The sequence below is a fragment of the Cedecea sp. genome (genome assembly GCF_036500665.1).
Taxonomy (GTDB): Bacteria; Pseudomonadota; Gammaproteobacteria; order Enterobacterales; family Enterobacteriaceae; genus Cedecea.
This window is the reverse complement of record NZ_DASYBS010000108.1, coordinates 1-25,889: the sequence shown is the minus strand read 5'-3', so window position 1 is coordinate 25,889 and position 25,889 is coordinate 1. Positions and strand designations below refer to the sequence as shown.

The window sequence follows — 25,889 nt, the reverse complement described above, 5'->3', positions numbered from 1 at the left end:
AGAGCCGGGAACAAGGGCGTGGCTGTGGAACCGGAAGCGACTGTGATGTTCCGTGTTGCTGGGGTTAAAAGCGAGGCACGGTTCCGGCTTAAATCGCCTCCGTTTTCTCTTCGACTGGCCAGGGTCCGGACGTCGGGAACGCATCTCAGCCGACCCAGGACTGGGAGATAAAACGGAGGTTTGCCGCTTGCGGCGATTTATTTGGCCGGGAGTCCGGGGTCTCGGGGGAATGACGGTGATTCTCCCGAGACGTTCACCGGTTCGGTGGCTGCATATAAAACAGGGCTGGAAGTGAACGGAACCTTGGCCAGTCCTTCATAGAGCGTATTTGTGACTAAGAGACAGTCTGCAGGTGGGGGATTTTCCTTTCAACATTATCTCTCAGTTAAACGGTTCGCCCAGCGTCAGCATCAGACGGTTTGCCCAGGCGAAAAAGGCTGTGGACTGCACCAAATCCAGCAGCTCAAGCTCGCTTAATCCCAGTTCTCTCAGGGCTTGTATCTGTTGAGCATTGGCGCTCGCTGGGGTGGAGGATAACGCCGCAGAAAAGTTAATTTCGGCCTGCCAGCGAGGGGACTGTCCATCGCTCAGCGTCCCGCCCGGTTCGATGGCGAGCAAACGTTCGATGGCTTCGTTATGTTTTGAAAGCTGGCTGGCCTTGCGGGCGTGAACCGACGCGCAGTAAATGCAGCCGTTTACCTTGCTGGCAACCGTGGCGGCAAGCTCGCGTTCGGCACGGGGCAAACCGCCCGGCGTATAAAAAATCCCTTTGTCGGTAAGGGTACGCTGCTCCAACACCGGCAGGTTGCGCCCCAGCAGGCGGAAATAATCCGAGTCCTGGTGCCCGAAACGCTTGAGCGTTTCCTGCTGCTCCGGGCCGTATTCCGCATAAGGCAGGGCGGCTATCCAGGGTTCCCAGTTAAGCTCGGCCTGGGTAAACGCCACCGGGGCGGATTTGCCGCTGGCGGTGAGCGGCTGTCGGTGCCACTCTCCGGCAGCCGGAATGCGCACCTGCTCGCCGTCTACCGGCTGGCCGCCAATCAGGCGCAGCCCGCGCAGCAGGCGGCTCTGAAAGGCCACGAAGCCAACAATTTGTGACAGTGTCACCACTTCTTCTTCGCTAAAACCCGCCTGAGTCAGGGCGTTGACGTCCTGCGAGCCAGCCTGTACCGGCTGAAAACTTAGCCTCTCAGCATGATCGAGCAGAGTGCTAAAGCGTTCGCTGGTGGGTTTGCCTGCCAGACGCCGGGTGTAATGGTCCGTGAGCCGGGCATCGTCGTGCCATTCCGCCACTCGCCTGGCGAGATGAAGCCTTTCCACTAATGTCAGGCCACTTGCGCTGGCCTCGCCGAAAAGCGCCTCGTAGCTGCCCTGCGCGTGGCTTGTTGCGGCTTCGCGAATTTCCCGAGCCTCAGCAAGCGAGGTGCCGGGGATAATGTCTGCCAGCTGATTGAGCAGATCCGATTGACTCATAATGACTCCTTAGACAGTGAAGATGTAGCGGTTGGGCGGGCGCTGCTGCGAACCCAGCCGAGCGCCGGGGCAACCTGCTGCGCGAGCAGTTCGATGGAACGCAAAATGTAGGCGTGCGGCGGATCGATGGAATGCACCTGGAACGAAAGATCGGTCACGCGCTGGAGCGTGCTGTCGCGGAGCAGGGAGGCAATAACCTGCTGCGGCGTGCCCAGGTGAACGTCAAACGCGGCAATATGGCTATCCAGCGTGTCGCCCAAAACCGGGTGTCCCTGCGCCCGGTGCTGTTCTGCCTGCTGGCGCAGTCCTCTTGCCGCGAGCTGTCTGGCCAGTTCGCCGTCGTCGGTGACAAAACCGGTTCTTGAGCCCAGGATGCGCGGCTCAACACCTTCGGGCAAGGCGTCCAGATAGGCATCAATGATAGGGTTTTGAATCACATCCAGCGGGATATCCAGCGCGTCGACCGGACGAGGTTGGGTGCGGGAAAGCATCAGCCCGTCACCCGCTTTTCCCGCTCGTGCGCCGCCATCGACGGAAAAAGTCGCCTGCCAGATTCGGTTTTTTAGCTGCGGTGAGGCCGGGTAAAGGTGGTTATCCGTGCCCGCAAGCGGCTCATCGTTCAGGGCCGAGCGCAGTATTGCGAGATTGTCGGCGTAAATTTTTCCCCTTTCCGCGCTCTGTAGTCCAAACGCCGGGAAAGAACCCGGCGTGCCGCCTGAACCGACGCCAAGCTCAAAGCGCCCGCCGCTGAGCAGATCCAGCACAACCGCGTCCTCCGCCACGCGCAGCGCAGACTCCATTGGCAGGGTAATAATGCCTGTGCCAAGCCGTATGCGCCGGGTGTGCGCCGCCACGTGGCTCAGAAAAACCAGCGGGGCAGGCAGACCGCCTTCGGCTTCGTGAAAGTGGTGCTGTGCTACCCAGGCGGCGTCGAAACCGTGCCATTCGGCGTGAATAATTTGCTCCGTTGCCAGCCGATAGCGTTCGGCGGCCGGGGCGTGGTCAAGCAGGCGAGTAAAAAAGCCCAGTCGTTTAATGGTCATGCAACGTCCTTATGGCCGGAGCCAATATCGGGAATAGCGTTCAGCAACTGCCAGGTATAATCGCTGGCCGGGGCGTTAAATACGTCGGCAATCGGGCCGTTATCCACCAGCTCACCGGCGCGCAGAACAGAAACGCTGTGAGCCAGCTGGCGGACGGTGGCGAGGTCGTGAGAAATAAACAGGTAAGTCAGACCGAGCTGCCGCTGTAAGTCGTCGAGCAGGCGTAAAATTTGCGCCTGCACCGTCACATCCAGCGCAGAGGTGGCCTCATCCAGCACCAGAATTTGTGGCTCCAGAATCAGCGCGCGAGCAATGGCGACGCGCTGGCGCTGCCCGCCAGAAAGCTCGCGAGGTTTACGGGTTAATGCCTCAAGCGGGAGCGCAACGCGTTCGGTGATGGCTTCAACTTTGGCGCGCCGCTCGGCCTTCGACAGCTTGCCGAAATTCAGCAGCGGCTCTTCGATAATGCGAAACAGCGTCTGGCTCGGGTCAAGCGACGCGAAGGGGTTCTGATAAACCAGCTGAATCTTCTGCCGGAGCTGGCGGCGGGCTTCCGGGCTGAGGTCTGTAGTGTCGATACCGTCAATCAGCACTTTCCCGGCGTCCGGCGTCTGGAAGCCAAGCAGAATACGCGCCAGCGTCGATTTACCCGATCCGGACTCGCCGACCAGCGCGTGGGTGGTTCCACGTGCAACGGTAAACGAAACGTCGTCCAGCGCCCGCAGCGTCTGGGCGCTGTCTTTGCCAAGCGAAAAATGCTGGCTGAGGTGTCGGATCTCAATCGCGGCGGTTTGTGGCGCGCGTAGCGGCCACGGGCGCAGAGCGCGCGACAGCCCAGGCGCATCGGCAAACAGCTGGCGGGTATAAGGATTCTTAGGGTGCTTCACCACTTCAGCGGTTGGGCCTGACTCCTGGATTCGCCCGTCGCGGAACACCAGAATACGGTCGGAACGCTGGGCGGCCAGCGCCAGGTCGTGCGTCACGAACAACACCGCCGTACCGGATTCACGACGCAGGGTATCCAGCAAATCGAGAATGCGCTTCTGTACCGTAACGTCCAGGGCGCTGGTCGGCTCATCGGCAATAATCAGCGCGGGTTTAAGCGCGATAGCCATGGCGATCAGCACCCGCTGTTTCATCCCGCCGGAAAGCTGATGGGGGTATTGGTTGGCCCGCTGCGCAGGGTGGCTGAGCCCCACTTTTTCGAGCAGCGCAACCACCTGGCTTTCCCGCTCGGCTCCAGGCAGGCGGGTATGAAGCTTCAGCACCTCGGCCACCTGCTGGCCGATGGTTTTTACCGGGTTTAACGAACTGCCCGGATCCTGCGGGATCAGGCTGATGCTGGCCCCGCGCAGGGCGTCGAGCTGACGTTCTGACCAGCGGCTGACAGGCTCACCGTTGAGCTGGATTTCGCCAGATTCGATAATGCCGTTTTCACCCAGCAGCCCAATAATCGACTGGGCGAGGGTCGTTTTCCCCGATCCTGATTCACCGACTATCGCCAGCACTTCTCCGGCGTGCAGGTTAAAGGAGGCGTTGTGCACCACGCGTTTGTTACCGCCGCGCTGGCGCCAGGCGATGCTCAGATTAGTAATTTTTAACAGCGGCGTACTCATGACGACCTCCGGGCAAAATGGTGGCTAATGCGGTTGACGGCCAACACCACGGCTACGACAACGACGCCTGGAAACGTAGAAAGCCACCAGGCCGTCGCCAGGTAGTTCCGGCCTTCGGCAATCAGTAAGCCCCATTCCGGCGTCGGCGGCGGGGTGCCGTAACCCAGAAAACTCAGCGTAGACAGCGCCAGAATAGCGGAGCCGAACTGCAGTGCGGCAAAGGCGAACACCGAGGCAGCGCGTTCGGCAAAATATGCCGCCAAAGCACCTGCAGGAATGTGCCGCCGCTGCCGACGGCAGCCTCGACATAATCGCTGTGGCGGATGCGAACCACTTCCGCACGGGCCAGGCGGGTAAAGTTGGCAATCGACGTAATCCCGACGGCGATGGCCGCATTCACCGTGCCGAAACCAAGCAGAATAATAACGCTGAGCGAAAGCAGCAGGCCGGGGATTGCCAGCAGCACGTCGACGCCGCGCATTAGCGCGTGTTCAGTCTTGCCGCCGGTTGCCCCGGCCAGGACGCCAAGCGCGGTACCGACCACCAGGCCAAGCGTCACGGCCACCAGCGCGCCGGAAAGCGAGTGGGAAGCCCCCCAGACGATGCGCGCGTAGAGATCGCGCCCGAGCTGGTCGGTGCCCAGCCAGTGCCCGGCCTGGGGGGCAAGACGCTGCGCACCCGGCACGCCTTCCGTCGGGCTCCACTGAGTAAACAGCGCCGGGAACAGCGCCCAAAGCGCGACGATAATCAGCGTGCACCAGGCCAGCCAAAGGCCGGGCTGAATGCTGGCGCGGAAGCCGGAGAGCCGGCGCTCCGTCCTTCGCGGCAGCGGGGTATTGATATCAACGGTCGTCATGCGGTTACTCCCCGAATAGACTTAAGGCGCGGATCGAGCAGGGGATAAATCACATCCACCAGCAGGTTAATGACCACGAAGCTCAGGGCGGAAATCATCACCACCGCCTGCAGCACGGCGACGTCCTGGTTATTCACCGCCCGCTGGGTCAGCTGTCCCAGGCCGTTAAGGCCAAAGACGGTTTCGGTGATAAGCGCCCCGGCAATCAGTTCACCCAGCAGCAAACCGGCCACGGTCAGCACCGGCAGCAGGGCGTTGCGGGCAACGTGTCGCCACAGGACACCCGCGCGGCTGCCGCCTTTTGCACGCGCAACCGCCACATAAGGCTGAGTCAGCACCTGGTCGATATTGCGCATCAGCAGCTGGGCAAGCGGGGCGCTGATTGGCACCGCGAGCGTGGCGACCGGCAAAATGAGCCCCTGCCAGAAGCCGGGATTGATTACCGGAATCAGCCGCCAGTGGAAGGAAAACAGCTGGATTAACGCAATGCCGAGCCAGAAGGTCGGCACGGCGATAAACAACGCCGGAAGATTGGCAAACAACGTTCTAAGCCAGCGAAGCGGTGCGAGCGTGGAGGCCGCTGAAATACCGACGGCGAGAATAATCGCGGCGGCAAAACCCAGCCCGGCTAGGCGCAGCGTCGAAGGCAGATTGGCGGTAATCAGCTGGCTGACCGAAACGCCAGCCTCGATGGAATAGCCAAAATCACCGCGCAGCATATGGCCAAGCGTTGTCAGATACTGCTGCCACAGCGGGGTGCTTTCGCCGTAGATAACGCGCATCTCCTGAATCTGTTCCGCGCTAAGCCCAAGGTCAGGGTTCTGGAATTTGATCAGGATGGCGTCTCCTGGCAATAGCTGCAGAAGAATGAACGACACGCTATAGGCCGCCCACAGTACCAGCAACGCCTGGGCAGCGCGCCCGGCCAGATAACGTGTCATGGCTGCTCCTTAGTGTTTTTCAAGCCAGGCGGCGTAGAACGAAGGGCGGCCTACGGCTTCAAACGCCACGCCTTTTAGCCACGGTGCACCGGCAAAGACCTGCGGCTCTTCAAAAATTGGGATCACGTAGGCCTGGTCAATCAGATAGCGCTGGGCATCTCCCGCCAGCGCCAGGCGTTTCTGCGGATCGACTTCGGAAGAGATCCCGACGAGCAGGGCGTTCAGCTTGTCGTCGCTAAACTGCGAGGTAGCGCTGAGGCCGCCTTTTTGCAGCAGGGCATCACGGTTGGCCGGATGGAACTGGCTTTTAATCACATCCGGATCGGCGCGGCCCACTTCGATAACGTTAACCCCGGTTTTCTGCGGATTGTTGGTATCCAGCACCCGGCTACCGGCATCTCCGGCACGAACGCTAAGGCCCACGCCTATTTGCTTCCATTGCTGGGCTACCAGCTGAAGCACTTCTTTGTTCTGCGGCTGCGGCAGAGATTCGTAAATGGTCAGCGCCAGCGGTTTGCCGTCTTTCTGGCGAATGCCGTTGCTGCCTTTTTGCCAGCCGGCTTCATCGAGCAGCTTGTTTGCCAGAGCCGGGTCGTATTTCAGCTTATCGCGCAGGTCAACATAGCCGGCTGCCGTGCTGGCAATCACCGACGTAGCCACCGGATAATTAGCGGAGAAGAGAGTGTCAACAACCTGCTGCGCGTTGGTGCCGTGCAGCAGCGCCTGGCGAACTTTAACGTCGGCTACCAGCGGGTTATCCGGGCGCAGCGCAATGCCGTCGTTCACGCCCCGGGTGGGGGCTGCGTAGATAGGGAACTTCTGGTCGGTGGCCTGCTTCTCATCGTAGGCCTGTACCTGGCGAATAAAATCGGCCTGGCCCGCCAGCAGCGCACCTATGCGTACGCTGTCTTCCGGCGTGACCAGAATCTTGATGCCATCGAGGTTGGCTGGCCCCTGCTGCGGACTGTTTTTCGGCCCCCATTGATAGTCTTTACGGGCGACTAAATCCACTTCGCGGCCCAGGGTTTCGTTTTGCACCACGAACGGGCCGGAGCCGATGATATTGCGGGCATCGCCCAGCTCATCAAAGGTACGCGCCAGCGTTTTCAGGGAAACCAGGCCTGAGCCGATGGTTGCGGTACCCTGTAAAAAGCCCGGAGAAGGTTTTTTAAAGAAGAATTTCACGGTCAGCGGGTCAACAACCTCACTATGATCGTAGTTGTTGATGACTTCGGAAACCGGCAGGCGCAGGGCTTTATTGCCCAGGCCATAGGTATCAAAGTTTTTGGCTACCGCGTTGGCGTCCAGCGGAGTGCCGTCGGAGAACGTCACGCCTGGCCGCAGCCTGAAGGTGTATTCGGTTTTGTCGGCGTTGCTGGTCCAGGATTCGGCAATCCACGGCTCAACTTCCAGCGTTTTAGGGTTCTGCCAGGTCAGTTTGTCGGTGATTTGGTTCAGGATCCCGCCGTTGGGGTAGAAGCCCCCGGCCGGAGGATAAAGGTTGGTGTGAGCCTGTTGTTCCAGGTAGACCAATTCCCCGCCTTTAACCGGGGCGGCGCTGGTGCTGAAAGCAGCAAAGGCTGCTGCTAATGCCAGCCCGCGAGCGATAGCGGTCTGGCGAGGCGATGATGGCATGGTGTTATCCTTTATTGTCTGGTTGTTAGCGGCGCCCGCAGCGCCTTGAAACTCATAACAACTCAGGCAATAAAGGATGAGAACGAAGAAAATCTACTAACGATTGTTGAAAATCGACTTAACGCAAATAGGTGGCTGGCCGTCTGTGGGTGACCGCATGATGGTGTTCCCGGAAATCATCAGCGGAATCTTCTGCCGCCTGGCGAAGTTCATCGCTGTCTGCCTGGTGGCTAAGCTGAATATCGATATCTTTCACCACGAAGTATTCATGTCCGTGACGTTCGGCCAGGGTCTGGCCGGAGAAAAGGGCGGTCACAATTAATAACAGGATAATATTCAGCTGGTTTTTTATTGCCATCTTGCCACGCCTCGTGTGTGTTTTTTCTTGTACGGAACGTGGCTACTCTAGCGATAATCCCGTCGCGGAACTATTCGACTTATCAAAAGTGAGTTAAAGGTTTGTCAGCAAGGTAAAAACGAGCAAGGAAGATCTTTTGTTGCGCTGCGGTTAACCTGAGGTGTGCAGGGAGGCCGCCGTAAAGGCGGCAGCCCGATCAGTGAATACCCGCCAGACGCAGGAGCGCCGTCACCAGCGCGGCGGCGATAATCACGAAGATCAGCGGTACTTTGCGCCAGGCGAGGAATACCGCCACGGCCACGCCTGCAAACCTGGCGTACCCTGCGAAATGAGAGCCTTCAAAAAACGTGGTCGCCAGGGCGACGGAAAACAGCAGGGTGGTCGCCCCGTCGTTAAGCAGCTTTTGCGCACGGTCGGAGAGCGCCAGCTTGCTGCCGAGCTTTGCGCCGCTAAAGCGCATCAGCCACGTTCCCGCAGACAGCACGGCCAGCCCGGCAAGCACGGTAAGGGTATTGGTCATTATTTTTTCCTCGCCAGCAGGCCTAACATGGAAAGCAGCACCGGCAGCCCAACGGGAGCAAAAGGCGTGGCGGCCAGTGAAATAGCGGCCCCGGTTGAGGCGCGAACCAGCGTGGTACGGCTTTTAAAGGCCGGAATAACCAGCGCCAGCAGAATAGCCGGGAAAACCGCGTCCAGCCCGATAACTTCCGGCGAAGGAAGCAGGCTGCCCACGCCTGCGCCGAGCAGGGTTCCCGCAGGCCAGAAGAGTGCGACACCCGCGCCGCAGAGCCAGTAGGCGGCTTTGCGTTTTTCAGGCGTGGCCTGAGACAGGCCGAAAACGACGCTCTCGTCGTTCATGATATGGCAGCCCAGGAGGCTTAGCAGGCGCGTGCCCACCAGTTCCCGCACGGCGACGCCAAACGGAATATGCCTGGCGTTGACCAGCAGGCCAGCCATCGCGGCCGCAAAAGGATTACCGCCGCTGGCGATAATGCCGATAAACATAAATTCGGATGCTCCCGCCAGCACGACAAAAGAGGCCAGAACCGGCAGCCAGAGGGGAAAGCCGTAGGCCATCGCGAGTGAGCCGTAAGAGACGCCCACGACGCCGACGGCGAGGCAGATGAGGAAAATGGCTTTTTTGGTGTCTCCGGGCAGGGTGCGGAGGTGGGCGCGCATCATGTAATGGTTTCCATATCGAACGAAATCGTCATTATAATGACCGCAATCTGCTACCATATCAAGCGAACGAATCGTTCATTTTATCGAACAGTGGGGAGTTTAATGACTCAGCCAATAGACACTATAGCCAGAAGCCTGGCACGGGAGCGCGGGCGCGCAGGGCTGTCGCTGGCGGAAGTGGCCCGCAGGGCCGGCATTGCAAAATCCACGCTCTCTCAGCTGGAAGCGGGAAACGGTAATCCTAGCCTGGAGACGCTTTGGGCGCTGTGCGTAGCGCTGAATATTCCGTTTGCCACGCTGCTGGAGCCGCAAAGCGCCAGAACGCAGATTATCCGCCGGGGAGAAGGCAGCCGAATTTCCGCCGAGCAGGCCAACTATGTGGCTATTTTACTGGCAAGCTGCCCGCCGGGCGTGCGTCGGGATATCTATCTGGTTGAAGCGCAGCCGGGCACGCCGCGGCTTTCAGAGCCTCATCCTCCGGGATCGGTGGAACATATGATTGTGACCCAGGGGCGAGCGCTCGTTGGTCTAACCGAATCGGCAGAAGAGCTGGCGGTTGGGGACTATATTTGTTACCCGGCGGACCAGCCGCATATTTTCCGCGCGCTGGAAGCGGATACCATGGCCATTATGGTGGCGGAGCAGAATTAATCGACGCGGGCTGTCCTTTTAAGACAGCCCGTTTTCATTAGTGGGCCACGGATTTGGAGAAGAGGTTAATCACCAGCACGCCAAGAATAATCAGCGCCATGCCCGCCAGCGCAGGCCAGTCGAGCTTTTGCCCGAGGAAAAGCCAGCCAATCATACCTATCAATACGATCCCGGCACCTGACCAGATGGCATAAATGATCCCGGTCGGAATTGTGCGCATGGTTATCGACAGCGCGTAAAACGCAACGCCATAGAACAGAATCGTCACCACGCTTGGCCACAGGCGGCTGAAACCATCGGAAAGTTTTAAAGCGGTGGTAGCAATCACTTCGGCAACGATTGCGAGAATAAGCCAGCTGTAGGTCATGTTCGGTTGTATCCAGTGGTAAACGGCGGTTGCGGAGCGCTATTTTGACCTGGCGCCGATTTTTTCGAAAGACAGGAAAACGAAAAGGTTTATAGATATTCCAGCTGTGTATATGGGCTGTTTAATTTGTTAAATGTCGAGAGTTATGCTGGTTGAAAGGTTAAGTGCCAGTTTGTTTAAGGTTTAAATGACAGGAAAATGAAATATTATGCTTTATAGGAATATTCTGTTCCCCTATGATACCGGTAACATTGTGGTGGCGATGAAACAATCGCGGCCAGATAAACAATAACTAACCTCTGGGGTGAGGCATGGACGGGTGGGTGGATTACTTTTCAAGCTATCTTTATGGTGTCAAAGTAATCGCAATGGGTTTGGCTATTTTTATATTTATCAATGGAATAGACGACCTTTTTATTGACGTTGTGTATTGGTTCCGTCGCGCGTGGCGCGCCTGTACCCTGCATCGTCAACCCCGGCATGTCAGCCGCCAGGCGCTGTACCAGCTGCAGGAAAAACCATTAGCAATATTGGTGCCAGCATGGCATGAAACGGGCGTTGTGGGCAAAATGGCCCGCCTGGCAGCGACATCGATTGACTACGAAAACTACCATATTTTTATTGGTATCTACCCGAACGACGCCACAACCCAACGCGACGTTGAGGACGTATGCGCTCGTTTTCCTAACGTGCATAAAGTCGTCTGCGCCCGGCCAGGCCCAACGAACAAAGCCGACTGCCTGAACAATATCCTGGATGCCGTTTTTCAGTTTGAACGTGACGCCTGTTTTAGCTTCTCCGGTTTTGTTCTTCACGATGCGGAGGACGTTATCTCCCCGCTCGAACTGCGCCTGTTTAACGCCCTGGTCGACCGCAACGATCTGATTCAGCTCCCGGTTTATCCGCTTGAACGAAGCTGGAAGCACTTCACCAGCCTGAGCTATCTGGATGAGTTTTCCGAACTCCAGGGTAAAGATGTGCCCGTCCGTGAGGCTTTATCCGAGCAAGTGCCCAGCGCGGGCGTAGGAACCTGCTTTAGCCGCCGGGCCGTACTTGCGCTGCTGGCGGACGGTGACGGTCGGGCTTTCGACGCACAAAGCCTGAGCGAGGAGTACGACATCAGTTTCCGCTTGCGGAAAAAAGGCATGACGGAGACTTTTTGCCGTTTTCAGGTGCGGGACGTTGCCGATGAGCCGCAGAGATTGTTTGGGGCGTGGCGGCGAACGCCTAACGTGGTTTGCGTCCGTGAATATTTCCCGGATACCTTTCGCGCGGCGGTGCGGCAGAAATCACGCTGGATAATCGGCACTGTTTTTCAGGGGTTCAAAACCCATCGCTGGACATCAAGCTGGACGCTCAATTATTTCCTGTGGCGAGACAGAAAGGGCGGCCTGATTAATTTTCTGGGTTTTGGCGCCATGCTGATAGCTATCCAATTGGCGGCGCTTTGGATTTATCAGCACACCGTGGATGACGCCTGGCAATTTATGTCGATATTTTGCTGTGATGAATGGTTCGTCATCCTGCTGTGGATTAATCTCGGCCTGATGGCCAACCGCCTTGTGCAGCGTATTATTTTCGTCACCGGCTTTTACGGATTCTGGCAGGGGGTGATGAGCATTCCACGGCTGTTCTGGGGCACTCTGATCAATTTTATGGCTAATTGCCGCGCTCTCCGGCAGGTGATTTTGCACGGCGATCCGCACCGAGTGGCCTGGGATAAAACCCTGCATGACTTTCCCCACGGGCAGGCCCGGAACCCGGCCCTGCGCCCGTTGGGTGAAATACTGATGGCACACGGCATGATTAGCCAGCATCAGTTGGATGAGGCCATACAACAGCGCGTTCCAGGCCTGAAACTTGGCGGGCGGCTGCTGAAAAGCGGCGTTATCAATGGGCTGCAACTTGCCCAGGCGCTGGCAGAACAGGCTGGCGTACCTATGGAGCGCATGGATTGCCGCTGCCTCGATAAACGACTCATCGCCGCGCTACCTTCAGGGGTGGCGCGTCATTACGCCGTATTACCGCTGCGAGAAGAGCCTGACCGGTTGGTTCTTGCCAGTGAAAGCCGGCTGGATCCCGTTTCACTGGCGGCGCTGTCACGCAAGATTGGCCGCCCCGTGCGCTATGTTATCGTGCCTCGCGGTGAGGTTGTGGTTGGGCTAAGACAGGGGTACGGCGACGCACAAAATACCGAGCAATTCGCGTTGCTTTCCAGGGCTGCGGCCGCGGGGATGCTGAGTCCACAGCGGGCTGAAGCGCTATGGCACGAGTATGTGTCCGGTCAAATCCTGTTTGCAGAAGTGTTAATCACTGAAAGCTATCTGGATGCGGCCGTGCTGAAAGCAGTTCTGTTGCGCTATGAACGCAGCGACATGCAATTTGGCGATTTTCTGGTGCAGGAAGGTGTCGTCGGGCAGGCTGCGGTCGACCACGCCCTGGAACAGCAGAAAAAACTGCAGCCTTCGTTGAGCGGGCTGATGCACAGCGCCGGGCTGAGCAGCCTGCAAATCTCCAGCCTGATCGGAGAATTAGCATGAGCAAGTATCTGAAATGGTTAATGGCGCTGGCTTGTAGCCTGACGATTGCCGGTTACGCGCTGGCGACTTCAGAAGGGTCGAGGGACGATCTCGGGTTGAGCGACTACCGCTACTTTAAGGTCTACCCACATATCACCAGGGCGCACCAAGCGCTTCTGTCCAATAATGAGTCGCGGGCGTTAGACAGTTTTCAGCACGCCCATATGCTGGCCCCGGAAAGTATCCGGCTGACGCTCTGGCTGGCTGAAGCCTATCTCCATTTCAACCACCACGATAAAGCGATCGCGCTATTAAACGAGCAGTTACGTAAAACGCCGGGCAATGCGCAGCTCCGTCAGGCGCTGGATGCCATTCCAAAGCCGGAGAAAAAAATAACGACCCGCGAACAGCTTCTGGTGCTTGATGACGCCTGTGCAGGTTCTCCGTCGGTCGTCTGCCGGGCCGAGGTTGGTCACTATGCCGTCAGTCTAGGGGAACTGGATATCGCCATGCAGCAGCTTAATGACGAAGCGCTCCGCGCATCGCCCAGGGGCCAGGCGTTGATTAACAATTTGACCCAGCGGGCTATCGATTTGCAAAAATGGCACATCGCTGACCGGGGATTTGCGCTGCACGATCGACTGGTCACGCTGAATGAAGCGCAGTATCAGCAATGGTTTGCCATTTTGCTCCACCTTGGGCGCGATCGCCGTATTCTCGATCTTCAACAGCAGGGCGTGATGAATTCCCCGGGCATGCAGTTGGCCTATGCGCAGTCCCTGGCCGAAAGAAAAGCTTACCCGGCACTGAGAGCTTACCTTGCGAGCCATCATCCCCGGTTTACCTCCGGGAGTGAAAAGCGCAATTGGCGAGATTTGAAGATGAAGTGGGGCGGTATGAAAACGACAGAGCGCTATTCTGCGGAGACGCTAATAAAATAAAAAGGCCCTTTATTAAGGGCCGTCCGGTTATTTATTTCTTGAAGACTTCGACATTAATGTTTTTATGATTAGATTCGTCGCCCGTGGCGGCAACAATCACATAAAAACAGTCGGCAGGCTTCACGTTGGACTCTTCGCATTTTTGATTTACCTCTTTAGATAAATCCTTATGCCCGACCGTCGGCGTGCCGTCCTGGGTCAGGGAAAGATCGCCAATTTTGGTATAACCAGGTGATTCTTCATGAGTAATTTGTTTTGCCGCAAAAACAGGTGACGAAACTAACAGCGTTAAAGCCAGGGCAGGTAGCAGATATTTCATCTTTGTCATCCTCTGAATGTTTCATTGAGACGGTTAACTGTTTTTCCTCATTAACGCATAAAGAATTAGCACAGTTTGAAAGAAAATCAATTTCACCCCTGTGGGCTTATGACGCATTAATGGGGAAGGGCTGAATATATTCCCTTCCCCGACGTACAGCTCAGGTAATTAAGATTTAAATCCTGCGGCGGTCATCAGCAGGCGGAATCCCATACCGATAGCCGCCAGGGCTAATACGCTGGCACCCCATAAAATAACCATCCACATCACTCTTTTGGCTGTCTGTTTCATCAATGATAGCCCTCGCCGTGCTGCACCTTACCGCGGAACACATAGTAGCTCCAGAAGGTGTAGACCAAAATTATCGGGATAATAAATAGCGCGCCAACCAGCATAAAGCCCTGACTTTGCGGCGGCGCGGCGGCCTGCCAAAGCGTAATGCCGGGCGGGATAATGTTTGGCCAGATGCTAATGCCCAGCCCGCTAAAGCCCAGGAAAATCAGCCCCAGCGTCAGCACAAACGGCGTGGCGTGCAGGCTGTTCGCCGTGCGGACGCTGCGCCAAAGCCACAGGCTGCACAGCAGAACCAGCAGCGGAACGGGCAACAGGAACAGCAGGTTTGGCAGGCTGAACCAGCGTTCGGCAATGTTCGGGTGGCGCAGCGGCGTCCAGACGCTAATCACCGCAATCACCGCCAAAAGCGCCAACAATAAGGCTGGGATGAGCGCCCGAATCCTTTTTTGCAGCGGGTCTTCACTTTTCATCACCAGCCAGGTAGCGCCCAGCAGGGCGTAGGCAATCACCAGCCCCAGGCCGCAGAACAGGTTGAACGGCGTCAACCAGTCGAGTTCGCTGCCTGAAAACTGGCGACCGGTCACTGAGAAACCAGAAATCACCGCGCCAACGGCAATGCCCTGGCAGAACGTCGCCAGAATCGAGCCGCCCAGAAAAGCTTTATCCCATAAGGGACGATGCGCGGGCGTGGCTTTGAAGCGGAATTCAAATGCCACGCCGCGAAAAATCAGCCCGATCAGCATCAGCGTCAGGGGAATCGTGAGCGCATCGACGATCACCGCGTAAGCCAGGGGGAACGCGCCGAACAACGCGGCACCGCCCAGCACCAGCCAGGTTTCGTTCCCGTCCCAGACCGGAGCCACGCTATTCACCATCACATCGCGATCCTCACCGCCGCGAATAAACGGAAACAGGATGCCAATGCCCAGATCAAAACCGTCCATCACGATATACATCAGGGTGGCGAAGACGATAATCACAAACCAAATAACGGATAAATCGATGCCCATTAGCGCGGCTCCTCAAGCGATTCGGTGACCGCAGAAAGCGGGCGGGACGGGGTTCCTTCAGTCGGGTGGTCGTCAAACGGCTGCGGGCCTTTTTTGATAAGCCTGACCATGTAGCCGTAGCCGACGCCAAACACCGACATATACACAATGAAGAAGGCGGCGAGGCTGATGCTCATTTGCAGCGTGCCGTGCGCAGAAACAGCGTCTTTGGTGCGCAGCAGGCCATACACCACCCACGGCTGGCGACCAACTTCCGTCGTTATCCACCCGGCGAGAATGGCAATCAGTCCCGACGGCCCCATCCACAGCGCAAAATGCAGGAAAGGGCGGCTGTCGAACAGCCGGTCACGGTAGCGAAGCCACAGGCTGGCGACGCCGAGCAGGATCATTAACATCCCTAATCCAGCCATCACGCGGAACGACCAAAAAACAATCGGTGAATTGGGGCGGTCCTCTTTCGGGAACGCTTTTAGCGCAGGGACCTGTTTATCCAGGCTGTGGGTGAGGATAAGGCTGCCCAGCGCCGGGATTTCCAGGCCAAAACGCGTGCGTTCCTGCTCCATGTCCGGCAGGCCAAACAGCAGCAGCGGCGTCGGCTCACCGGGGCGGTTTTCCCAGTGCCCTTCAATGGCGGCAATTTTGGCCGGCTGATGCTTCAGCGTGTTCAGGCCGTGCATGTCGCCGATCATGGCCTGGAGTGGCGCGACGATGACCGCCATCCACAGCGCCATTGAAAACATGGTGCGAATGGCCGGCGTACCGTTGCCACGAAGCAGATGCCAGGCGGCAGATGCCCCGACGAAGAAGGCGCTGCTGAGAAACGCCGCGACCGACATATGCAGCAGGCGATAGGGGAAGGAAGGGTTAAACACCACCGCCAGCCAGTCCACCGGCACCACCTGGCCGTTGTGGATCTCAAAGCCCTGTGGGGTTTGCATCCAGCTGTTGGAGGCGAGGATCCAGAAGGTGGAAATAATAGTGCCCAGCGCCACCATGCAGGTGGCAAAAAAGTGCAGGCCTGGGCCAACACGGCTCCAGCCGAACAGCATCACGCCAAGGAAACCGGCCTCAAGGAAGAAGGCCGTCAGCACTTCGTAGGTCAGCAGCGGGCCGGTGATGCTGCCGGCAAATTGGGAAAACCCACTCCAGTTGGTGCCGAACTGGTAGGCCATGACCAGCCCGGAGACCACGCCCATGCCAAAATTGACGGCAAAAATCTTCGACCAGAAGTGATACAGCGAGCGGTAAACCGGATCCTTAGATTTCAACCATAGTCCTTCCAGCACCGCGAGGTAGCTGGCAAGACCGATGGTGACGGCGGGAAAAATGATGTGGAAGGAGACAGTAAAAGCAAACTGGATCCTTGCCAGGTGGAAAGCATCTAAACCGAACATGCAGAACTCCGCATAGCAAAATATTCGGCTCGATTGTAGGCCGCGCCACGTCTGGGTTGTAGAAACAGAGGGGCGGGAAAAAGGGATAACAGTTCTCCCGAGAACCAATCTGAAACGGGCGGGTCTATATCGCGAGCGTTCTTGTCAGGAGAAAACGATGTTGTCACCGAGGGTTGGTGTATTTTTATTGGTCGGGTTTTGCCTGGCTTCTCAGGTATTCGCCGAAGATCTGCTTACTCCTGCAAAAAGAGAGATTGCTATGCAGCTTGTTTCAAGCGCGGAGAACGCCTCGCTCGACTGGCGAAAACAGTATGCCTATATAGAGGATATCGACGACGATCGCGGTTATACCGCCGGACTTATCGGGTTTACCTCCGCTAACGGAGATATGCTGGACGTTGTGGCACGCTATACATCGATGCGGGCGGGAAACCCGCTCTCTGATTATCTGCCTGCACTGAAAGCTCTCGCGGCAGAAGACGATAGCGCCCATACCGGGCTTGACCCTGATTTTGTCGGTGCCTGGAAGCAGGCGGCAAAAGATCCCGCGTTCAGAGCGGCGCAGGACCAAATCCTCAGCGAGCAGTATCTTAAGCCCGCCGTCGAGCAGGCTAAAGAGGACGGGCTCGGTCCTCTCGGGCAATTTATTTACTACGATGCGCTGGTGATGCACGGGCCAGGCCGCCAACGCGAGGCGTTTGGCGGCATTCGTGCGGCGGCAAAAGCAGTCGCCAAAACGCCCGCGCACGGCGGAAGCGAAAAGGCCTGGCTGAATGCGTTTTTAGATGCGCGGGTGATGATCATGCGTAAAGAAAAAGCCCACGAGGAGACGTCGCGCGTCGAACTTGAGCAGCGCCGTTTTCTCAATGAAGGAAACTACAGCCTGACGCCGCCCCTGCGTTGGCGAACCAATGACGAAGATTTTGTCATCGAACGCTAAACGGTTTATAGCCCGCCCCCGGCGGGGGGCTTACAGTTTACGCTTCAAGCAGAGCTGCCAGTCTCTCCTGAACGCTGGTGCAGCCCGCCAGCACCAGGTTGCCGCGTAGCAGGCCATCATTGGCGAGAAATGTGTTGCTGGAACCACCTGCTTCGGCGATCAGCAGCAGCCCGGCGAGCGCGTCCCAGCTGTTCATATGTTCTTCGTAGTAGGCGTGAACCTCGCCCGCGGCAACGTGCGCCAGCATCAACGCGCCTGCGCCAAAACGGCGGTACTCCATGCCGTCGTTCAGAACATCCTCTATGGTGCGTGCATAAAGTGGAACGGGGGCGCGGCTCGAGCGGCCCAGGCCAATGACCACGCTTTCGGATGACGGTTCGTGAAGCTTTAGCGGGTTGCCGTTCAGGAATGCGCCCGCGCCGTGGCGGGCAAAAAAGAACTCATCGCGGTCGGGCGCATAGATAATCCCCAGCTCAATCACGTTCTGCCTGACATAAGCGAGAGAGATGCACCAGTAGTCCATGCCAAGGATAAAGTTAGTGGTGCCGTCAACCGGATCAAGTACCCAGACGCCGCGCTTGCCCTCAGCCAGGCCGCTTTCTTCACCAAGAAAACCGTCCTGCGGGCAATGTACTTTCAGCCAGTTTTTAATCTCTTGCTCAACCAGAACGTCGGCCTGTGAGACGAAATCCTGACGACCTTTTTTCTCAACGTTTAAGCCTGCATCGCGCAGCGCCTGGGCGCGGGCACCCGCTTCGCGAATTAACGTACATAACGCCTGCTGCTGTTGTTCTGTCATGTTTTGCTCTTAGGTAAGGGAAAGCGACGTGTGCCGGTGGATCAAATCGACCTTCACCCAACTGGTGCGTGAAGGCTGTGAAGGGGTGATGGCGCGCTCCAGCAAATGCAGCAGCGCCAGCCGCGAAATTTCTGCAACATCCTGATTAAGGGTGGTGAGCCGGTAGCTGTACTGCGCCGTCTGCGGCGTGTTGTCGAAGCCAATAAGCTGAAAATCCTGCGGCGCGTCTTTGCCTCGCTGGCGCATGCCGTCGAGAAATCCGCAGGCCAGCTGGGCGTTGGCGCAGAAAATGCCCTGTGGTATTTGCCCGAGTTCAGCCGCCGCCTGTAATCCACCTTCGTAGCCTTCTTTTGAGGAAAGCAGCTCAACGAGGCTTTTATCGACGTTTATGCCACATTCGCTCAGGGCCACTCGGAAAGCCGCGCCGCGCATCCTGCCGGCCCAGGTCGACTGGTGATTGTTGAGCCAGCCAAAGCGCCGGCAGCCGCTGTTGACCAGCTGTTCGGCGGCGAGCACCGCGCCCGCTGCGTTATCGGAACAGACATAATCCACACCGGGAATCTCCGGCTGGCGGTTGATGCCGACCACCGGGATCTGCTGCTGTACGCATTCGTTCACCAGCGCTTCGGGCGGCGTGCCTGAGGTGACAATCACGCCGGAGACGCGAAACTGAGTGAAATGACGCAGCGTTTCCGCCAGCTCCTGCTCTGACCGGATTTCCGTCACCAGCGCCTGAAAGCCGTTGCGCTGAATTTCGCCGAGCAGACCGTCGAGCAGGCTGCTGCGAAACGGATCGTCGATGCGCGAGACGATAACGCCGATGAGGTGGCTGCGCCTGCGGTTAAGACCCTGGGCAAGGAAATTCACCTGATAGCCAAGTTCTTCGGCAACCCGTAATACTCGCTCCCGGGTTGCCGGTGAGATGCTGCCGTTGTTGCTGAGCGCACGGGAAACCACGGCGCGTGAAACGCCCGCGCGGCGCGCAACGTCTTCGGCGGTGACGCTTTGTTTATGCATCGACGAACTCAAGGCAAATAATCCTCAGTGTAAAAGCGCTGCTGATGGAAGTCGTACTGCAGGCCGTCATGGCTGACAAACAGCCCGGCATGGGGACGGCAGGCCAGCTTCAGCGCCGGTAAAATGGCGTCGTTGCAGTGATACAACCCCAAAGACGGCAGCGCCAGTGATTTAAATAGTTCCAGGCAGCCAGGGAAATCGCCGTGGGAGGCATCATCAGCAAGCTCAGACAGCGAGGCGCACTCCTGAAACGCAAGGTCGGTACCGGCCATCAGCGCGACTGAGCTTTCGGTGGGCCTGCCGTCGCCGCTGTAGAACAGGCCGTGGCCACGGATATCAATGCGCACGGCAAGATTGGCCATTTCATGGCGGGTTGGGGCGGTGCGAATGTGCCAGTTCTGCCAGCGGAAATCTGCTTCGCTGTCTCGCCATTCTATCGGGAAACAGAGCGTTGCATCAGGCCAGTTGGCGAGCAGCGCCAGCTGCATCAGCACCTGTCGCTGTTCCGGCTGGCTGTAAATCACCAGCGGCTTTTGGCGGGCAAAACTTTTCCAGTGATTAAGCAGGGCGGGTAAGCCGGTGCAGTGGTCCGGGTGCACATGGGTAAAAAACAGCACGTCGATGTCGTTAATATTGCCCCCGCGCTGCCACAGCGCGCGGGGAACGGTAGGGCCGCAGTCGATAAGCCACTGTCGGTTTTCATCGTCAATCACCCGCAGCGCGGAAGTATTTTGCCAGCGGGAGAAGGCGCTGCCGCAGCCAAGCACGTCAATTTTCATTATCCCTCGCTAAATATTTATCGCGGTTAATTAAAGTGTCACAAAGACACGCCACAGTAGGCGCACATCATCTCTGATCGGCGTTTCATTTTTTTTACAACGAAATGAACACGTGTTCATTCAGGGCAAAAAAGACGTAAACAGACATTTCGGATACCGTTATGAGCTACCTGCAAATGGCGCACCTTCAAATTAATTACGGCGATAAGGTGGTGCTGAAAGATATTAATCTGGCCGTGAACAAAGGCGAAATGATTGCTTTACTTGGCCCGTCCGGCTGCGGAAAAACGACATTATTAAACGCCTTGTGCGGGTTTATTCCCGTCAAAGAGGGCCGCATTGTAGTCGCCGGAAATGAAATAACCCAAAGCCCACCGGAACAGCGCAATATCACCATGGTCTTTCAAAGCTATGCGCTGTGGCCGCATTTAACGGTTGAGCAAAATATTGGCTACGGCTTAAAGCTGCGTAAGTGGCGGCGGGACGCTATTCAGGCCAGAGTGCTTGAGCTATTGCAGATGGTGAATCTTAACGGCCTTGCCACAACGAAAATTACCGAGCTTTCCGGCGGGCAGCGGCAGCGTGTGGCGCTGGCGCGGGCGTTAGCGATTGAGCCGGATGTGCTGGTGCTGGATGAGCCGCTGTCCAATCTTGATGCCAGGGTACGGCTAAACGTCCGCCATGAAATCAAGCAGCTACAGAAAAAGCTCGGCTTTACCTCGGTGATTGTGACCCACGATCAGCAGGAAGCGCTGGTGATGGCTGACCGTATCGTGGTGTTGAACAATGGCCAGATTGAACAAACGGGCACGCCGGAAGTCATTTACCAGCAGCCCGCAACGCCTTTTGTCGCCGATTTTATGGGCGCCGATAACCATATTTCGGCAGAGGAAATGACTGCCCTGGGGTTATATTCATTAAAAAATGATAACCAACAGGTTATTTATTTCAGAAGTTCAGACGCTGCACTCTCATCTTTAAATAAAGACGCGCCAGAGAATGGATTAACGCTGGAGGGCGTAGTTGAGCAAAATGCCTTTATTGGCCACAACTACCGTTACGCAATTCGCTGTCGGCAACGTCTTTTTCATGCCGATTCTACCGATAATTTGCCGCTTAATTCAGCGGTCAGGCTGCACGTTCCCGAGGCAGCCCTGCATATTTTTAATTTGTCCCACACGGCGTGAACCATTCTATTTCTCTGAGGGGTAATTATGTTTGCTAAAACCAGGATTACAGTCGTCACGGCGCTGTTTTTAAGCTCTGGCGTACAGGCAGAAACCGTTTTAAACGTGGCCACCGCGGGTGACCAGAATATGGTGGATTACGTCAAAACCTGGCTGGGGCCGAAGTTTGAGGCCGCGCATCCGGGCGTAAAAGTGCGCGTTGTCGGTACCGGGCCGGGGGATTCAGGATCAAACAAAATCATCGAAAAACTGAGCGCACAACAGCAGAGCGGCGCCAAAACCTGGGATATCGACGTGGCCGTGGTGCACCAGAAGGCGGGCGGTGAGCTGGTGGAGAAAGGGCTGCTGGAAAAATACCGTCAGCAGATCAAAACGGGCAGCATGGTCACGGCGGACAACGCCAAAAACGCGCTGGGCGTGAACGTAGACGGCTATGTGATGCCGATGTTCCTGAGCCAGACGGCCATTGCCTGGAACAGCGAAACCATGAAATCCCCACCGGCCTCTTATGACGAGCTGGTGGCGTGGGCTGCGAAGCACCCGCAGGCGTTCGGCTATAACGGCATTAAAAACGGCATGTCCGGCGTCAGCTTTGTCGTCGGCTGGATTTACGCCTACGGCACCGACGCCCGGCGTTTATCCGCCTTGCCGTATGACAAGAGCGTAGAGAAAAACTGGTCGCAGGCGTTTGAGAAGCTGAAAGAGTTTAATAAAAACGTGACCTTTACGCCGGGTAACGCCGGGACGCTGGACATGCTGACGCGCGGTGAGATCGCCATGGGGCCGGTCTGGGTGGATATGTTCTACACCTGGAAAGATCAGGGCAAACTGCCGCCGTCCATCAAACTGGCTCTGCTTTCACCGGGAATGCCGGGGCAGCCGATGTACTACGTTACGCCAGCTAAAGCAGCGCAGCCTGAACTGGCGCGTGAGTTTATCGCGCTGGCAACCAGCCCTGAAGTGCAGGCCGACGGGATCGTGAAGCAGTTTAACTGGTATCCGGGCATCGACGCGCAGTACGTCAAGCCGAAGCTGGACGACGCCACCTGGAGCAAGCTGTTTGCTGAGATCTCCCCGAAAGCGCTCGCCGATTACGGCAAGAGCTTCCCGATAGCCCCTTACTTTGACGACATCAAAGAAGGGTACGAAAGCCAGGTTTCTAACTAATCTTTTTCCGGCGCCCGGCTCCGGCTGGGCACCGCGCTTAAGTGCTAAGGTTTGTTATGCGCGTTTCGCTAAACTATCTGCTGCTGGTCAGTCCCGCCGCGCTGATGATTGTGGTGCTGTTTCTCTATCCGCTTGGGTTTTCGCTGGTTGCCGCTTTTACCTCGGACGCCGGAGCGCTGACCCTGCAGCACTTTGCCAAAGTGCTGTCGCTTTACTCGAACGATATTTTGTTTACGGTTTTCATCGTGCTGGTGTCGGTTGCGCTGCTGGCGGTGCTGTCGATTACGATTTCTGCGGTGATTACGCTGTCTTCATGCCGCCTGATTGTCCGGCTGCTGGGCGTGTTATACCGGCTGCCGCTGTTTATTCCGTTTATCGTTGCCGCGCAGATGATGCGTACCTTTCTCGCCAAAAACGGCCTGATGAATAACATGCTGGTCGCCAGCGATCTGGTGCAGCCGCTGGACACGATTTCCTGGCTCGGCTGGAAAGGGATCATCATTACCTTCGTCTGGAAGCAGCTGGCGTTTGCGACCTTGCTAATCTGTGGTGCGATGGCGGCGCTGGAGCCTTCGCAGGTGCTTGCTGCCAGAAATTTAGGGGCTGCGCGCGTGCGTATTTTGTTCGACATTATTTTGCCTCAGGTGCTACCTGCCATTGGCGTCGCGCTGGTGCTATCGACCGTTACCATTATGTCCGTTCTTTCCGTGCCGCTGATGATTGGCACCGGGACGCCAACAATGCTGACCGTGGATATGGCGTTCCGCGTTAACTCATACAGTGACTACGCGGTGGCTAATGCGCTGGGCGTGATTTCGCTAGTGATTTGCGGGGCGCTTTCCTGGTTTTACCTACGCTACAGCCTGCGTCAGAAAGGAGGTGAGGCATGAAACTGGTGAAAGGACGACTTGGCCTGCCGCTGCAGGCGCTGCTGCTGGCCTTTATGCTGTTCGCCATGTTTGGCCCGCTGCTGAACCTGCTGATTTGGACGGTGGCGGAAAGCTGGTTTTACCCGCATACGCTGCCGAGCCAGTGGGGCTTAAAGTACTGGTATCAGGTTTTTAGCCCGTACAGCGATGTGTCCGGCTCGCTGCTGACCAGCGTGTTTATTGCCGTGCTGTCGGTGCTGGTTTGCCTGCTGATTTCTATTCCCGCAGGCTATGCGCTGTCCCGCCGGGCAATGCCGCTGCGGGTGATGTTCATGCTGCTGTTTTTGATTCCTCAGGCGTTCCCGAACCTGACGGTATATATGAACATCGCGCGGCTATTCTATCAGTGGGGGCTGAACGGCACCGTGGCGGGCGTGGTGCTGGTGCACAGCGTGCATGGCCTGATGTATTCGATATGGATCTGCGTGGCCGCGTTTTCGGCTATCGATCCGCTGCAGGCAAGGGCCTCCCGCAATCTCGGTGCCGGGCCGCTGTTTACCTTCTGGCATATCGTGCTGCCGCAGGCGTCTGCGGGGATCATGGCCGCCGGGATCTTCGTGTTCCTCGAATCGCTGGATGAATTTACCGGCACCTTCTTCGTCGGTGCGCCGGACATCACCACGCTGCCGCTGCTGCTGTATAACGCCAGCATGTCAGGGAACTACCAGGTGTCGTCCATTACCGCGCTGATTTTACTGGTGCCGTCGCTGCTGTTTATGCTGGTCATCCATAAATTTATGCGCCCGGAAATGCTGTCGAAGATGGGCAAGTGATGGGAATACGCACTTTTTTAAAGGGCAGAGAAAATTGTTTTCTATTAACTATGCTTTTCGTGAATATGATGCCAATCATTATTTTATATTTAAATGAATATAATCCACTTGCCGGGTATCTTCATCCTGAATAATTAATAGCTCTTGTTTTTAAATGCGTCACATTGCAATCTAAAGAATCAAATACACCTGGCTTTAATACTTTAATAGATTAATTAACTTTATGATGCCGTTTGTCTTTTAGTGGCAGGGTGAGATTGTTAGAATGGAGAAATATCACAAGGATGTGACCTTTCTCCATGAAGATAATATTTATTCCATTTTTATTATTTATTTCTCTTCCCTCTTTGGCTAATACCGACCCGGGTAAGTTTGAGGCGACTGAAGCTTTCAGGCATCAAGGTGAACGACTGGAAAAAAATCGCCAGCAGCGTGAAGCACTGGAACATAATACACCGTTAGCACCTGAAGTTTTATTTCGGCAACCTGCTAGCGAAACCCTTTGTTTCGATATTGATGATATTCAGCTTTCAGGAGCCAACCTTCTCCCTGTTGATACTCGTCAGCGGCTCATTTCCCCCTTGCTACATCGATGCCTTGGGTTGAGTCAAATTCAGGCTTTAGTTCAGCAAGTTTCTGGCTGGTATCTGGATCATGGCTATATCACCAGTCGCACCCTTCTGCCAGAACAGGATCTTAGCCGGGGAGTGCTTCAGTTACAGGTTCTGGAAGGGCGGTTGCAGGAGATCAACCTGGATCAAGACACACCGCTAATGCTGTCGATGGCATTCCCTTCCCGCCTCGGCGAGCCACTGAATCTCAGAGACATTGAGCAGGGTATGGAACAAATCAACCGCCTGCGTCACCAGCCGATACAAATTGATATCTCTCCTGGAGACCATCCAGGGCAATCCGTAGTTAACCTTCGTGCGCCAGATGAATTTCCGCTTCAATTTGGGTTAAGCCATGACAACGTGGGGCAAAAAAATACGGGGACAGGGCAAATTAGCGGCAAGCTGGTTGGCAATAATTTGCTCGGTCTGGCGGATCGCTGGGTGATGTCCGGAGGCCGCAGCAGTCATTTTGCGAATGACCATGATTCACAGCATTTTCAAACAAGCGTGAACCTTCCCTATGGTTACTGGACGGCGGAATACGGCTACAGCTGGAGCCGCTATCTCTCAACCTACCGACAGCCTTATGTCTGGCGCTACAACGGCGACAGCGAAACGCATCGTTTATCTCTCTCACGAGTCCTTTACAGGGACGAAAACGTTAAAACCGGACTGATGTCGGGCGTTAACTGGCGTAACAGCCGCAATTATCTGAATGACATTCAGCTAAACAGCAGCAGCCGTAAGCTGGCGCACTGGTTTGCAGGTATTAACCATAGCCAAAAACTCTGGGGAGGTTACGGCACCCTTAATCCGGCTTTGAGCCGCGGTGTCTCCTGGGGAGGTGCTGAAAATGACAAACATAAATCAGACGGAGCACCGCAGGCGGAGTTCAGTAAATGGCAACTGTCAGCCAGTTATTACCTGCCCGTCGGCTCTCACTGGGGAGTTATGCTCATTTCTGGTGTACGGGGATTTGAAGAGGGTGGCGTATCCTGCTGATTGATTTCGTGACAGATTTCAACAACAGAGAGGTGATACGCCATGAGTAAGTCTATCCTGAAGGCTCTGCCTGAGCCAGATAC

25 protein-coding genes and 1 pseudogene are annotated in these 25,889 nt (G+C 56.5%); 9 read left to right on the top strand and 17 right to left on the bottom strand.

Translation table 11 applies throughout. The annotated features are described in order from the left end of the window. Positions 1 to 381 precede the first annotated feature (381 nt). From VGM55_RS18890 to VGM55_RS18850, 9 genes and pseudogenes are all read right to left on the bottom strand, one after another. The gene (locus tag VGM55_RS18890) at positions 382 to 1,473 is read right to left on the bottom strand and encodes an alkylhydroperoxidase domain protein (RefSeq protein ID WP_331636325.1); all 1,092 of its coding nucleotides are present in this window, start codon (positions 1,471 to 1,473) and stop codon (positions 382 to 384) included. After that, positions 1,470 to 2,516 carry a putative FMN-dependent luciferase-like monooxygenase gene (locus VGM55_RS18885; RefSeq protein WP_331636324.1) on the bottom strand — a complete coding sequence of 349 codons (1,047 nt, stop codon included), beginning with the start codon at positions 2,514 to 2,516 and terminating at the stop codon, positions 1,470 to 1,472. Before VGM55_RS18885 ends, VGM55_RS18890 begins: the two co-directional genes overlap by 4 nt. Next, entirely contained in the window at positions 2,513 to 4,132 is a 1,620-nt protein-coding gene (locus VGM55_RS18880) for an ABC transporter ATP-binding protein (protein WP_331636323.1), read from the bottom strand. Before VGM55_RS18880 ends, VGM55_RS18885 begins: the two co-directional genes overlap by 4 nt. Beyond that, positions 4,129 to 4,988 (bottom strand): annotated as a pseudogene (locus VGM55_RS18875) (ABC transporter permease). The gene VGM55_RS18880 and the pseudogene VGM55_RS18875 overlap by 4 nt, the downstream one beginning before the upstream one ends. After that, the gene (locus VGM55_RS18870; RefSeq protein ID WP_331636322.1) at positions 4,985 to 5,929 is read right to left on the bottom strand and encodes an ABC transporter permease; all 945 of its coding nucleotides are present in this window, start codon (positions 5,927 to 5,929) and stop codon (positions 4,985 to 4,987) included. The pseudogene VGM55_RS18875 and the gene VGM55_RS18870 overlap by 4 nt, the downstream one beginning before the upstream one ends. Positions 5,930 to 5,938: 9 nt before the next feature. Beyond that, entirely contained in the window at positions 5,939 to 7,564 is a 1,626-nt protein-coding gene (locus VGM55_RS18865; protein WP_331636321.1) for a TIGR04028 family ABC transporter substrate-binding protein, read from the bottom strand. Positions 7,565 to 7,682: 118 nt separating this feature from the next. Further along, the gene (locus VGM55_RS18860) at positions 7,683 to 7,922 is read right to left on the bottom strand and encodes a DUF2554 family protein (RefSeq protein ID WP_061277926.1); all 240 of its coding nucleotides are present in this window, start codon (positions 7,920 to 7,922) and stop codon (positions 7,683 to 7,685) included. 196 nt (positions 7,923 to 8,118) lie between these two features. Continuing rightward, on the bottom strand, positions 8,119 to 8,442 hold the full coding sequence (locus VGM55_RS18855; RefSeq protein ID WP_154188941.1) for an AzlD domain-containing protein: 324 nt from the start codon (positions 8,440 to 8,442) through the stop codon (positions 8,119 to 8,121). After that, the gene (locus tag VGM55_RS18850) at positions 8,442 to 9,101 is read right to left on the bottom strand and encodes an AzlC family ABC transporter permease (protein WP_331636326.1); all 660 of its coding nucleotides are present in this window, start codon (positions 9,099 to 9,101) and stop codon (positions 8,442 to 8,444) included. The genes VGM55_RS18855 and VGM55_RS18850 overlap by 1 nt, the downstream gene beginning before the upstream one ends. A 105-nt stretch (positions 9,102 to 9,206) precedes the next feature. Here VGM55_RS18850 and VGM55_RS18845 point away from each other — a divergent pair, with 105 nt between their 5' ends. Next, positions 9,207 to 9,755, top strand: coding sequence for a helix-turn-helix domain-containing protein (locus VGM55_RS18845; RefSeq protein WP_154188940.1), 549 nt, complete (start codon positions 9,207 to 9,209; stop codon positions 9,753 to 9,755). A 37-nt stretch (positions 9,756 to 9,792) separates the two neighbouring features. Here the strand turns inward: VGM55_RS18845 and VGM55_RS18840 are convergent, their stop codons facing one another. Beyond that, the gene (locus tag VGM55_RS18840; RefSeq protein WP_039293274.1) at positions 9,793 to 10,122 is read right to left on the bottom strand and encodes an SMR family transporter; all 330 of its coding nucleotides are present in this window, start codon (positions 10,120 to 10,122) and stop codon (positions 9,793 to 9,795) included. Between the two features lie 311 nt (positions 10,123 to 10,433). Here VGM55_RS18840 and VGM55_RS18835 point away from each other — a divergent pair, with 311 nt between their 5' ends. Both VGM55_RS18835 and VGM55_RS18830 read left to right on the top strand, forming a co-directional pair. After that, a complete protein-coding gene (locus tag VGM55_RS18835) occupies positions 10,434 to 12,662 on the top strand; it encodes a glycosyl transferase family protein (RefSeq protein ID WP_331636320.1) in 2,229 nt (742 codons plus the stop codon). Next, positions 12,659 to 13,582, top strand: a complete 924-nt coding sequence (locus VGM55_RS18830) for a tetratricopeptide repeat protein (RefSeq protein ID WP_331636318.1) — start codon at positions 12,659 to 12,661, stop codon at positions 13,580 to 13,582. Before VGM55_RS18835 ends, VGM55_RS18830 begins: the two co-directional genes overlap by 4 nt. Before the next feature lie 31 nt (positions 13,583 to 13,613). Here the strand turns inward: VGM55_RS18830 and VGM55_RS18825 are convergent, their stop codons facing one another. The 4 genes from VGM55_RS18825 to VGM55_RS18810 form a co-directional block, all read right to left on the bottom strand. Then, the gene (locus VGM55_RS18825; RefSeq protein WP_331636317.1) at positions 13,614 to 13,901 is read right to left on the bottom strand and encodes a hypothetical protein; all 288 of its coding nucleotides are present in this window, start codon (positions 13,899 to 13,901) and stop codon (positions 13,614 to 13,616) included. 168 nt (positions 13,902 to 14,069) lie between these two features. Next, on the bottom strand, positions 14,070 to 14,192 hold the full coding sequence (locus VGM55_RS18820) for a DUF2474 domain-containing protein (protein WP_154188936.1): 123 nt from the start codon (positions 14,190 to 14,192) through the stop codon (positions 14,070 to 14,072). Next, on the bottom strand, positions 14,192 to 15,205 hold the full coding sequence (cydB, locus tag VGM55_RS18815; RefSeq protein ID WP_331636316.1) for a cytochrome d ubiquinol oxidase subunit II: 1,014 nt from the start codon (positions 15,203 to 15,205) through the stop codon (positions 14,192 to 14,194). Before cydB ends, VGM55_RS18820 begins: the two co-directional genes overlap by 1 nt. Next, positions 15,205 to 16,599, bottom strand: a complete 1,395-nt coding sequence (locus VGM55_RS18810) for a cytochrome ubiquinol oxidase subunit I (RefSeq protein WP_331636315.1) — start codon at positions 16,597 to 16,599, stop codon at positions 15,205 to 15,207. Before VGM55_RS18810 ends, cydB begins: the two co-directional genes overlap by 1 nt. A 157-nt stretch (positions 16,600 to 16,756) precedes the next feature. Here VGM55_RS18810 and VGM55_RS18805 point away from each other — a divergent pair, with 157 nt between their 5' ends. Further along, positions 16,757 to 17,539 (top strand): chitosanase, encoded by a 783-nt coding sequence (locus tag VGM55_RS18805; protein WP_154188933.1) that lies wholly within the window; start codon positions 16,757 to 16,759, stop codon positions 17,537 to 17,539. Between the two features lie 37 nt (positions 17,540 to 17,576). On the opposite strand, the gene VGM55_RS18800 is transcribed toward VGM55_RS18805, so the two are convergent. The 3 genes from VGM55_RS18800 to VGM55_RS18790 are packed head-to-tail and all read right to left on the bottom strand — an operon-like array spanning position 17,577 to position 20,134. Next, positions 17,577 to 18,338, bottom strand: coding sequence for an inositol monophosphatase (locus tag VGM55_RS18800; protein ID WP_331636313.1), 762 nt, complete (start codon positions 18,336 to 18,338; stop codon positions 17,577 to 17,579). A 9-nt stretch (positions 18,339 to 18,347) separates the two neighbouring features. Next, positions 18,348 to 19,355, bottom strand: a complete 1,008-nt coding sequence (locus VGM55_RS18795) for a LacI family DNA-binding transcriptional regulator (protein ID WP_154188931.1) — start codon at positions 19,353 to 19,355, stop codon at positions 18,348 to 18,350. Positions 19,356 to 19,363: 8 nt separating this feature from the next. Next, the gene (locus tag VGM55_RS18790; RefSeq protein ID WP_331636312.1) at positions 19,364 to 20,134 is read right to left on the bottom strand and encodes a ribonuclease Z; all 771 of its coding nucleotides are present in this window, start codon (positions 20,132 to 20,134) and stop codon (positions 19,364 to 19,366) included. 161 nt (positions 20,135 to 20,295) lie between these two features. On the opposite strand from VGM55_RS18790, the gene VGM55_RS18785 reads away from it, so the two are divergent. The 5 genes from VGM55_RS18785 (at position 20,296) to VGM55_RS18765 (ending at position 25,806) form a co-directional block, all read left to right on the top strand. Then, on the top strand, positions 20,296 to 21,321 hold the full coding sequence (locus tag VGM55_RS18785) for an ABC transporter ATP-binding protein (protein ID WP_154188929.1): 1,026 nt from the start codon (positions 20,296 to 20,298) through the stop codon (positions 21,319 to 21,321). Between the two features lie 27 nt (positions 21,322 to 21,348). After that, on the top strand, positions 21,349 to 22,488 hold the full coding sequence (locus tag VGM55_RS18780) for an extracellular solute-binding protein (protein WP_331636311.1): 1,140 nt from the start codon (positions 21,349 to 21,351) through the stop codon (positions 22,486 to 22,488). Positions 22,489 to 22,544: 56 nt separating this feature from the next. Then, positions 22,545 to 23,378, top strand: a complete 834-nt coding sequence (locus tag VGM55_RS18775; protein WP_154188927.1) for an ABC transporter permease — start codon at positions 22,545 to 22,547, stop codon at positions 23,376 to 23,378. Then, positions 23,375 to 24,190: an ABC transporter permease gene (locus VGM55_RS18770; protein WP_154188926.1), complete on the top strand. Its 816-nt coding sequence runs from the start codon at positions 23,375 to 23,377 to the stop codon at positions 24,188 to 24,190. Before VGM55_RS18775 ends, VGM55_RS18770 begins: the two co-directional genes overlap by 4 nt. A gap of 299 nt (positions 24,191 to 24,489) precedes the next feature. After that, complete coding sequence (locus tag VGM55_RS18765) at positions 24,490 to 25,806, top strand: ShlB/FhaC/HecB family hemolysin secretion/activation protein (RefSeq protein ID WP_331636310.1); 1,317 nt, start codon at positions 24,490 to 24,492, stop codon at positions 25,804 to 25,806. Positions 25,807 to 25,889 lie beyond the last annotated feature (83 nt).

Bases quoted from the DNA above. Each gene is read 5' to 3' on its own strand.
- VGM55_RS18890 (WP_331636325.1), bottom strand. From the start codon at position 1,473: ATGAGTCAATCGGATCTGCTCAATCAGCTGGCAGACATTATCCCCGGC.
- VGM55_RS18885 (WP_331636324.1), bottom strand. From the start codon at position 2,516: ATGACCATTAAACGACTGGGCTTTTTTACTCGCCTGCTTGACCACGCC.
- VGM55_RS18880 (WP_331636323.1), bottom strand. From the start codon at position 4,132: ATGAGTACGCCGCTGTTAAAAATTACTAATCTGAGCATCGCCTGGCGC.
- VGM55_RS18870 (WP_331636322.1), bottom strand. From the start codon at position 5,929: ATGACACGTTATCTGGCCGGGCGCGCTGCCCAGGCGTTGCTGGTACTG.
- VGM55_RS18865 (WP_331636321.1), bottom strand. From the start codon at position 7,564: ATGCCATCATCGCCTCGCCAGACCGCTATCGCTCGCGGGCTGGCATTA.
- VGM55_RS18860 (WP_061277926.1), bottom strand. From the start codon at position 7,922: ATGGCAATAAAAAACCAGCTGAATATTATCCTGTTATTAATTGTGACC.
- VGM55_RS18855 (WP_154188941.1), bottom strand. From the start codon at position 8,442: ATGACCAATACCCTTACCGTGCTTGCCGGGCTGGCCGTGCTGTCTGCG.
- VGM55_RS18850 (WP_331636326.1), bottom strand. From the start codon at position 9,101: ATGCGCGCCCACCTCCGCACCCTGCCCGGAGACACCAAAAAAGCCATT.
- VGM55_RS18845 (WP_154188940.1), top strand. From the start codon at position 9,207: ATGACTCAGCCAATAGACACTATAGCCAGAAGCCTGGCACGGGAGCGC.
- VGM55_RS18840 (WP_039293274.1), bottom strand. From the start codon at position 10,122: ATGACCTACAGCTGGCTTATTCTCGCAATCGTTGCCGAAGTGATTGCT.
- VGM55_RS18835 (WP_331636320.1), top strand. From the start codon at position 10,434: ATGGACGGGTGGGTGGATTACTTTTCAAGCTATCTTTATGGTGTCAAA.
- VGM55_RS18830 (WP_331636318.1), top strand. From the start codon at position 12,659: ATGAGCAAGTATCTGAAATGGTTAATGGCGCTGGCTTGTAGCCTGACG.
- VGM55_RS18825 (WP_331636317.1), bottom strand. From the start codon at position 13,901: ATGAAATATCTGCTACCTGCCCTGGCTTTAACGCTGTTAGTTTCGTCA.
- VGM55_RS18820 (WP_154188936.1), bottom strand. From the start codon at position 14,192: ATGAAACAGACAGCCAAAAGAGTGATGTGGATGGTTATTTTATGGGGT.
- cydB (WP_331636316.1), bottom strand. From the start codon at position 15,205: ATGGGCATCGATTTATCCGTTATTTGGTTTGTGATTATCGTCTTCGCC.
- VGM55_RS18810 (WP_331636315.1), bottom strand. From the start codon at position 16,599: ATGTTCGGTTTAGATGCTTTCCACCTGGCAAGGATCCAGTTTGCTTTT.
- VGM55_RS18805 (WP_154188933.1), top strand. From the start codon at position 16,757: ATGTTGTCACCGAGGGTTGGTGTATTTTTATTGGTCGGGTTTTGCCTG.
- VGM55_RS18800 (WP_331636313.1), bottom strand. From the start codon at position 18,338: ATGACAGAACAACAGCAGCAGGCGTTATGTACGTTAATTCGCGAAGCG.
- VGM55_RS18795 (WP_154188931.1), bottom strand. From the start codon at position 19,355: ATGCATAAACAAAGCGTCACCGCCGAAGACGTTGCGCGCCGCGCGGGC.
- VGM55_RS18790 (WP_331636312.1), bottom strand. From the start codon at position 20,134: ATGAAAATTGACGTGCTTGGCTGCGGCAGCGCCTTCTCCCGCTGGCAA.
- VGM55_RS18785 (WP_154188929.1), top strand. From the start codon at position 20,296: ATGAGCTACCTGCAAATGGCGCACCTTCAAATTAATTACGGCGATAAG.
- VGM55_RS18780 (WP_331636311.1), top strand. From the start codon at position 21,349: ATGTTTGCTAAAACCAGGATTACAGTCGTCACGGCGCTGTTTTTAAGC.
- VGM55_RS18775 (WP_154188927.1), top strand. From the start codon at position 22,545: ATGCGCGTTTCGCTAAACTATCTGCTGCTGGTCAGTCCCGCCGCGCTG.
- VGM55_RS18770 (WP_154188926.1), top strand. From the start codon at position 23,375: ATGAAACTGGTGAAAGGACGACTTGGCCTGCCGCTGCAGGCGCTGCTG.
- VGM55_RS18765 (WP_331636310.1), top strand. From the start codon at position 24,490: ATGAAGATAATATTTATTCCATTTTTATTATTTATTTCTCTTCCCTCT.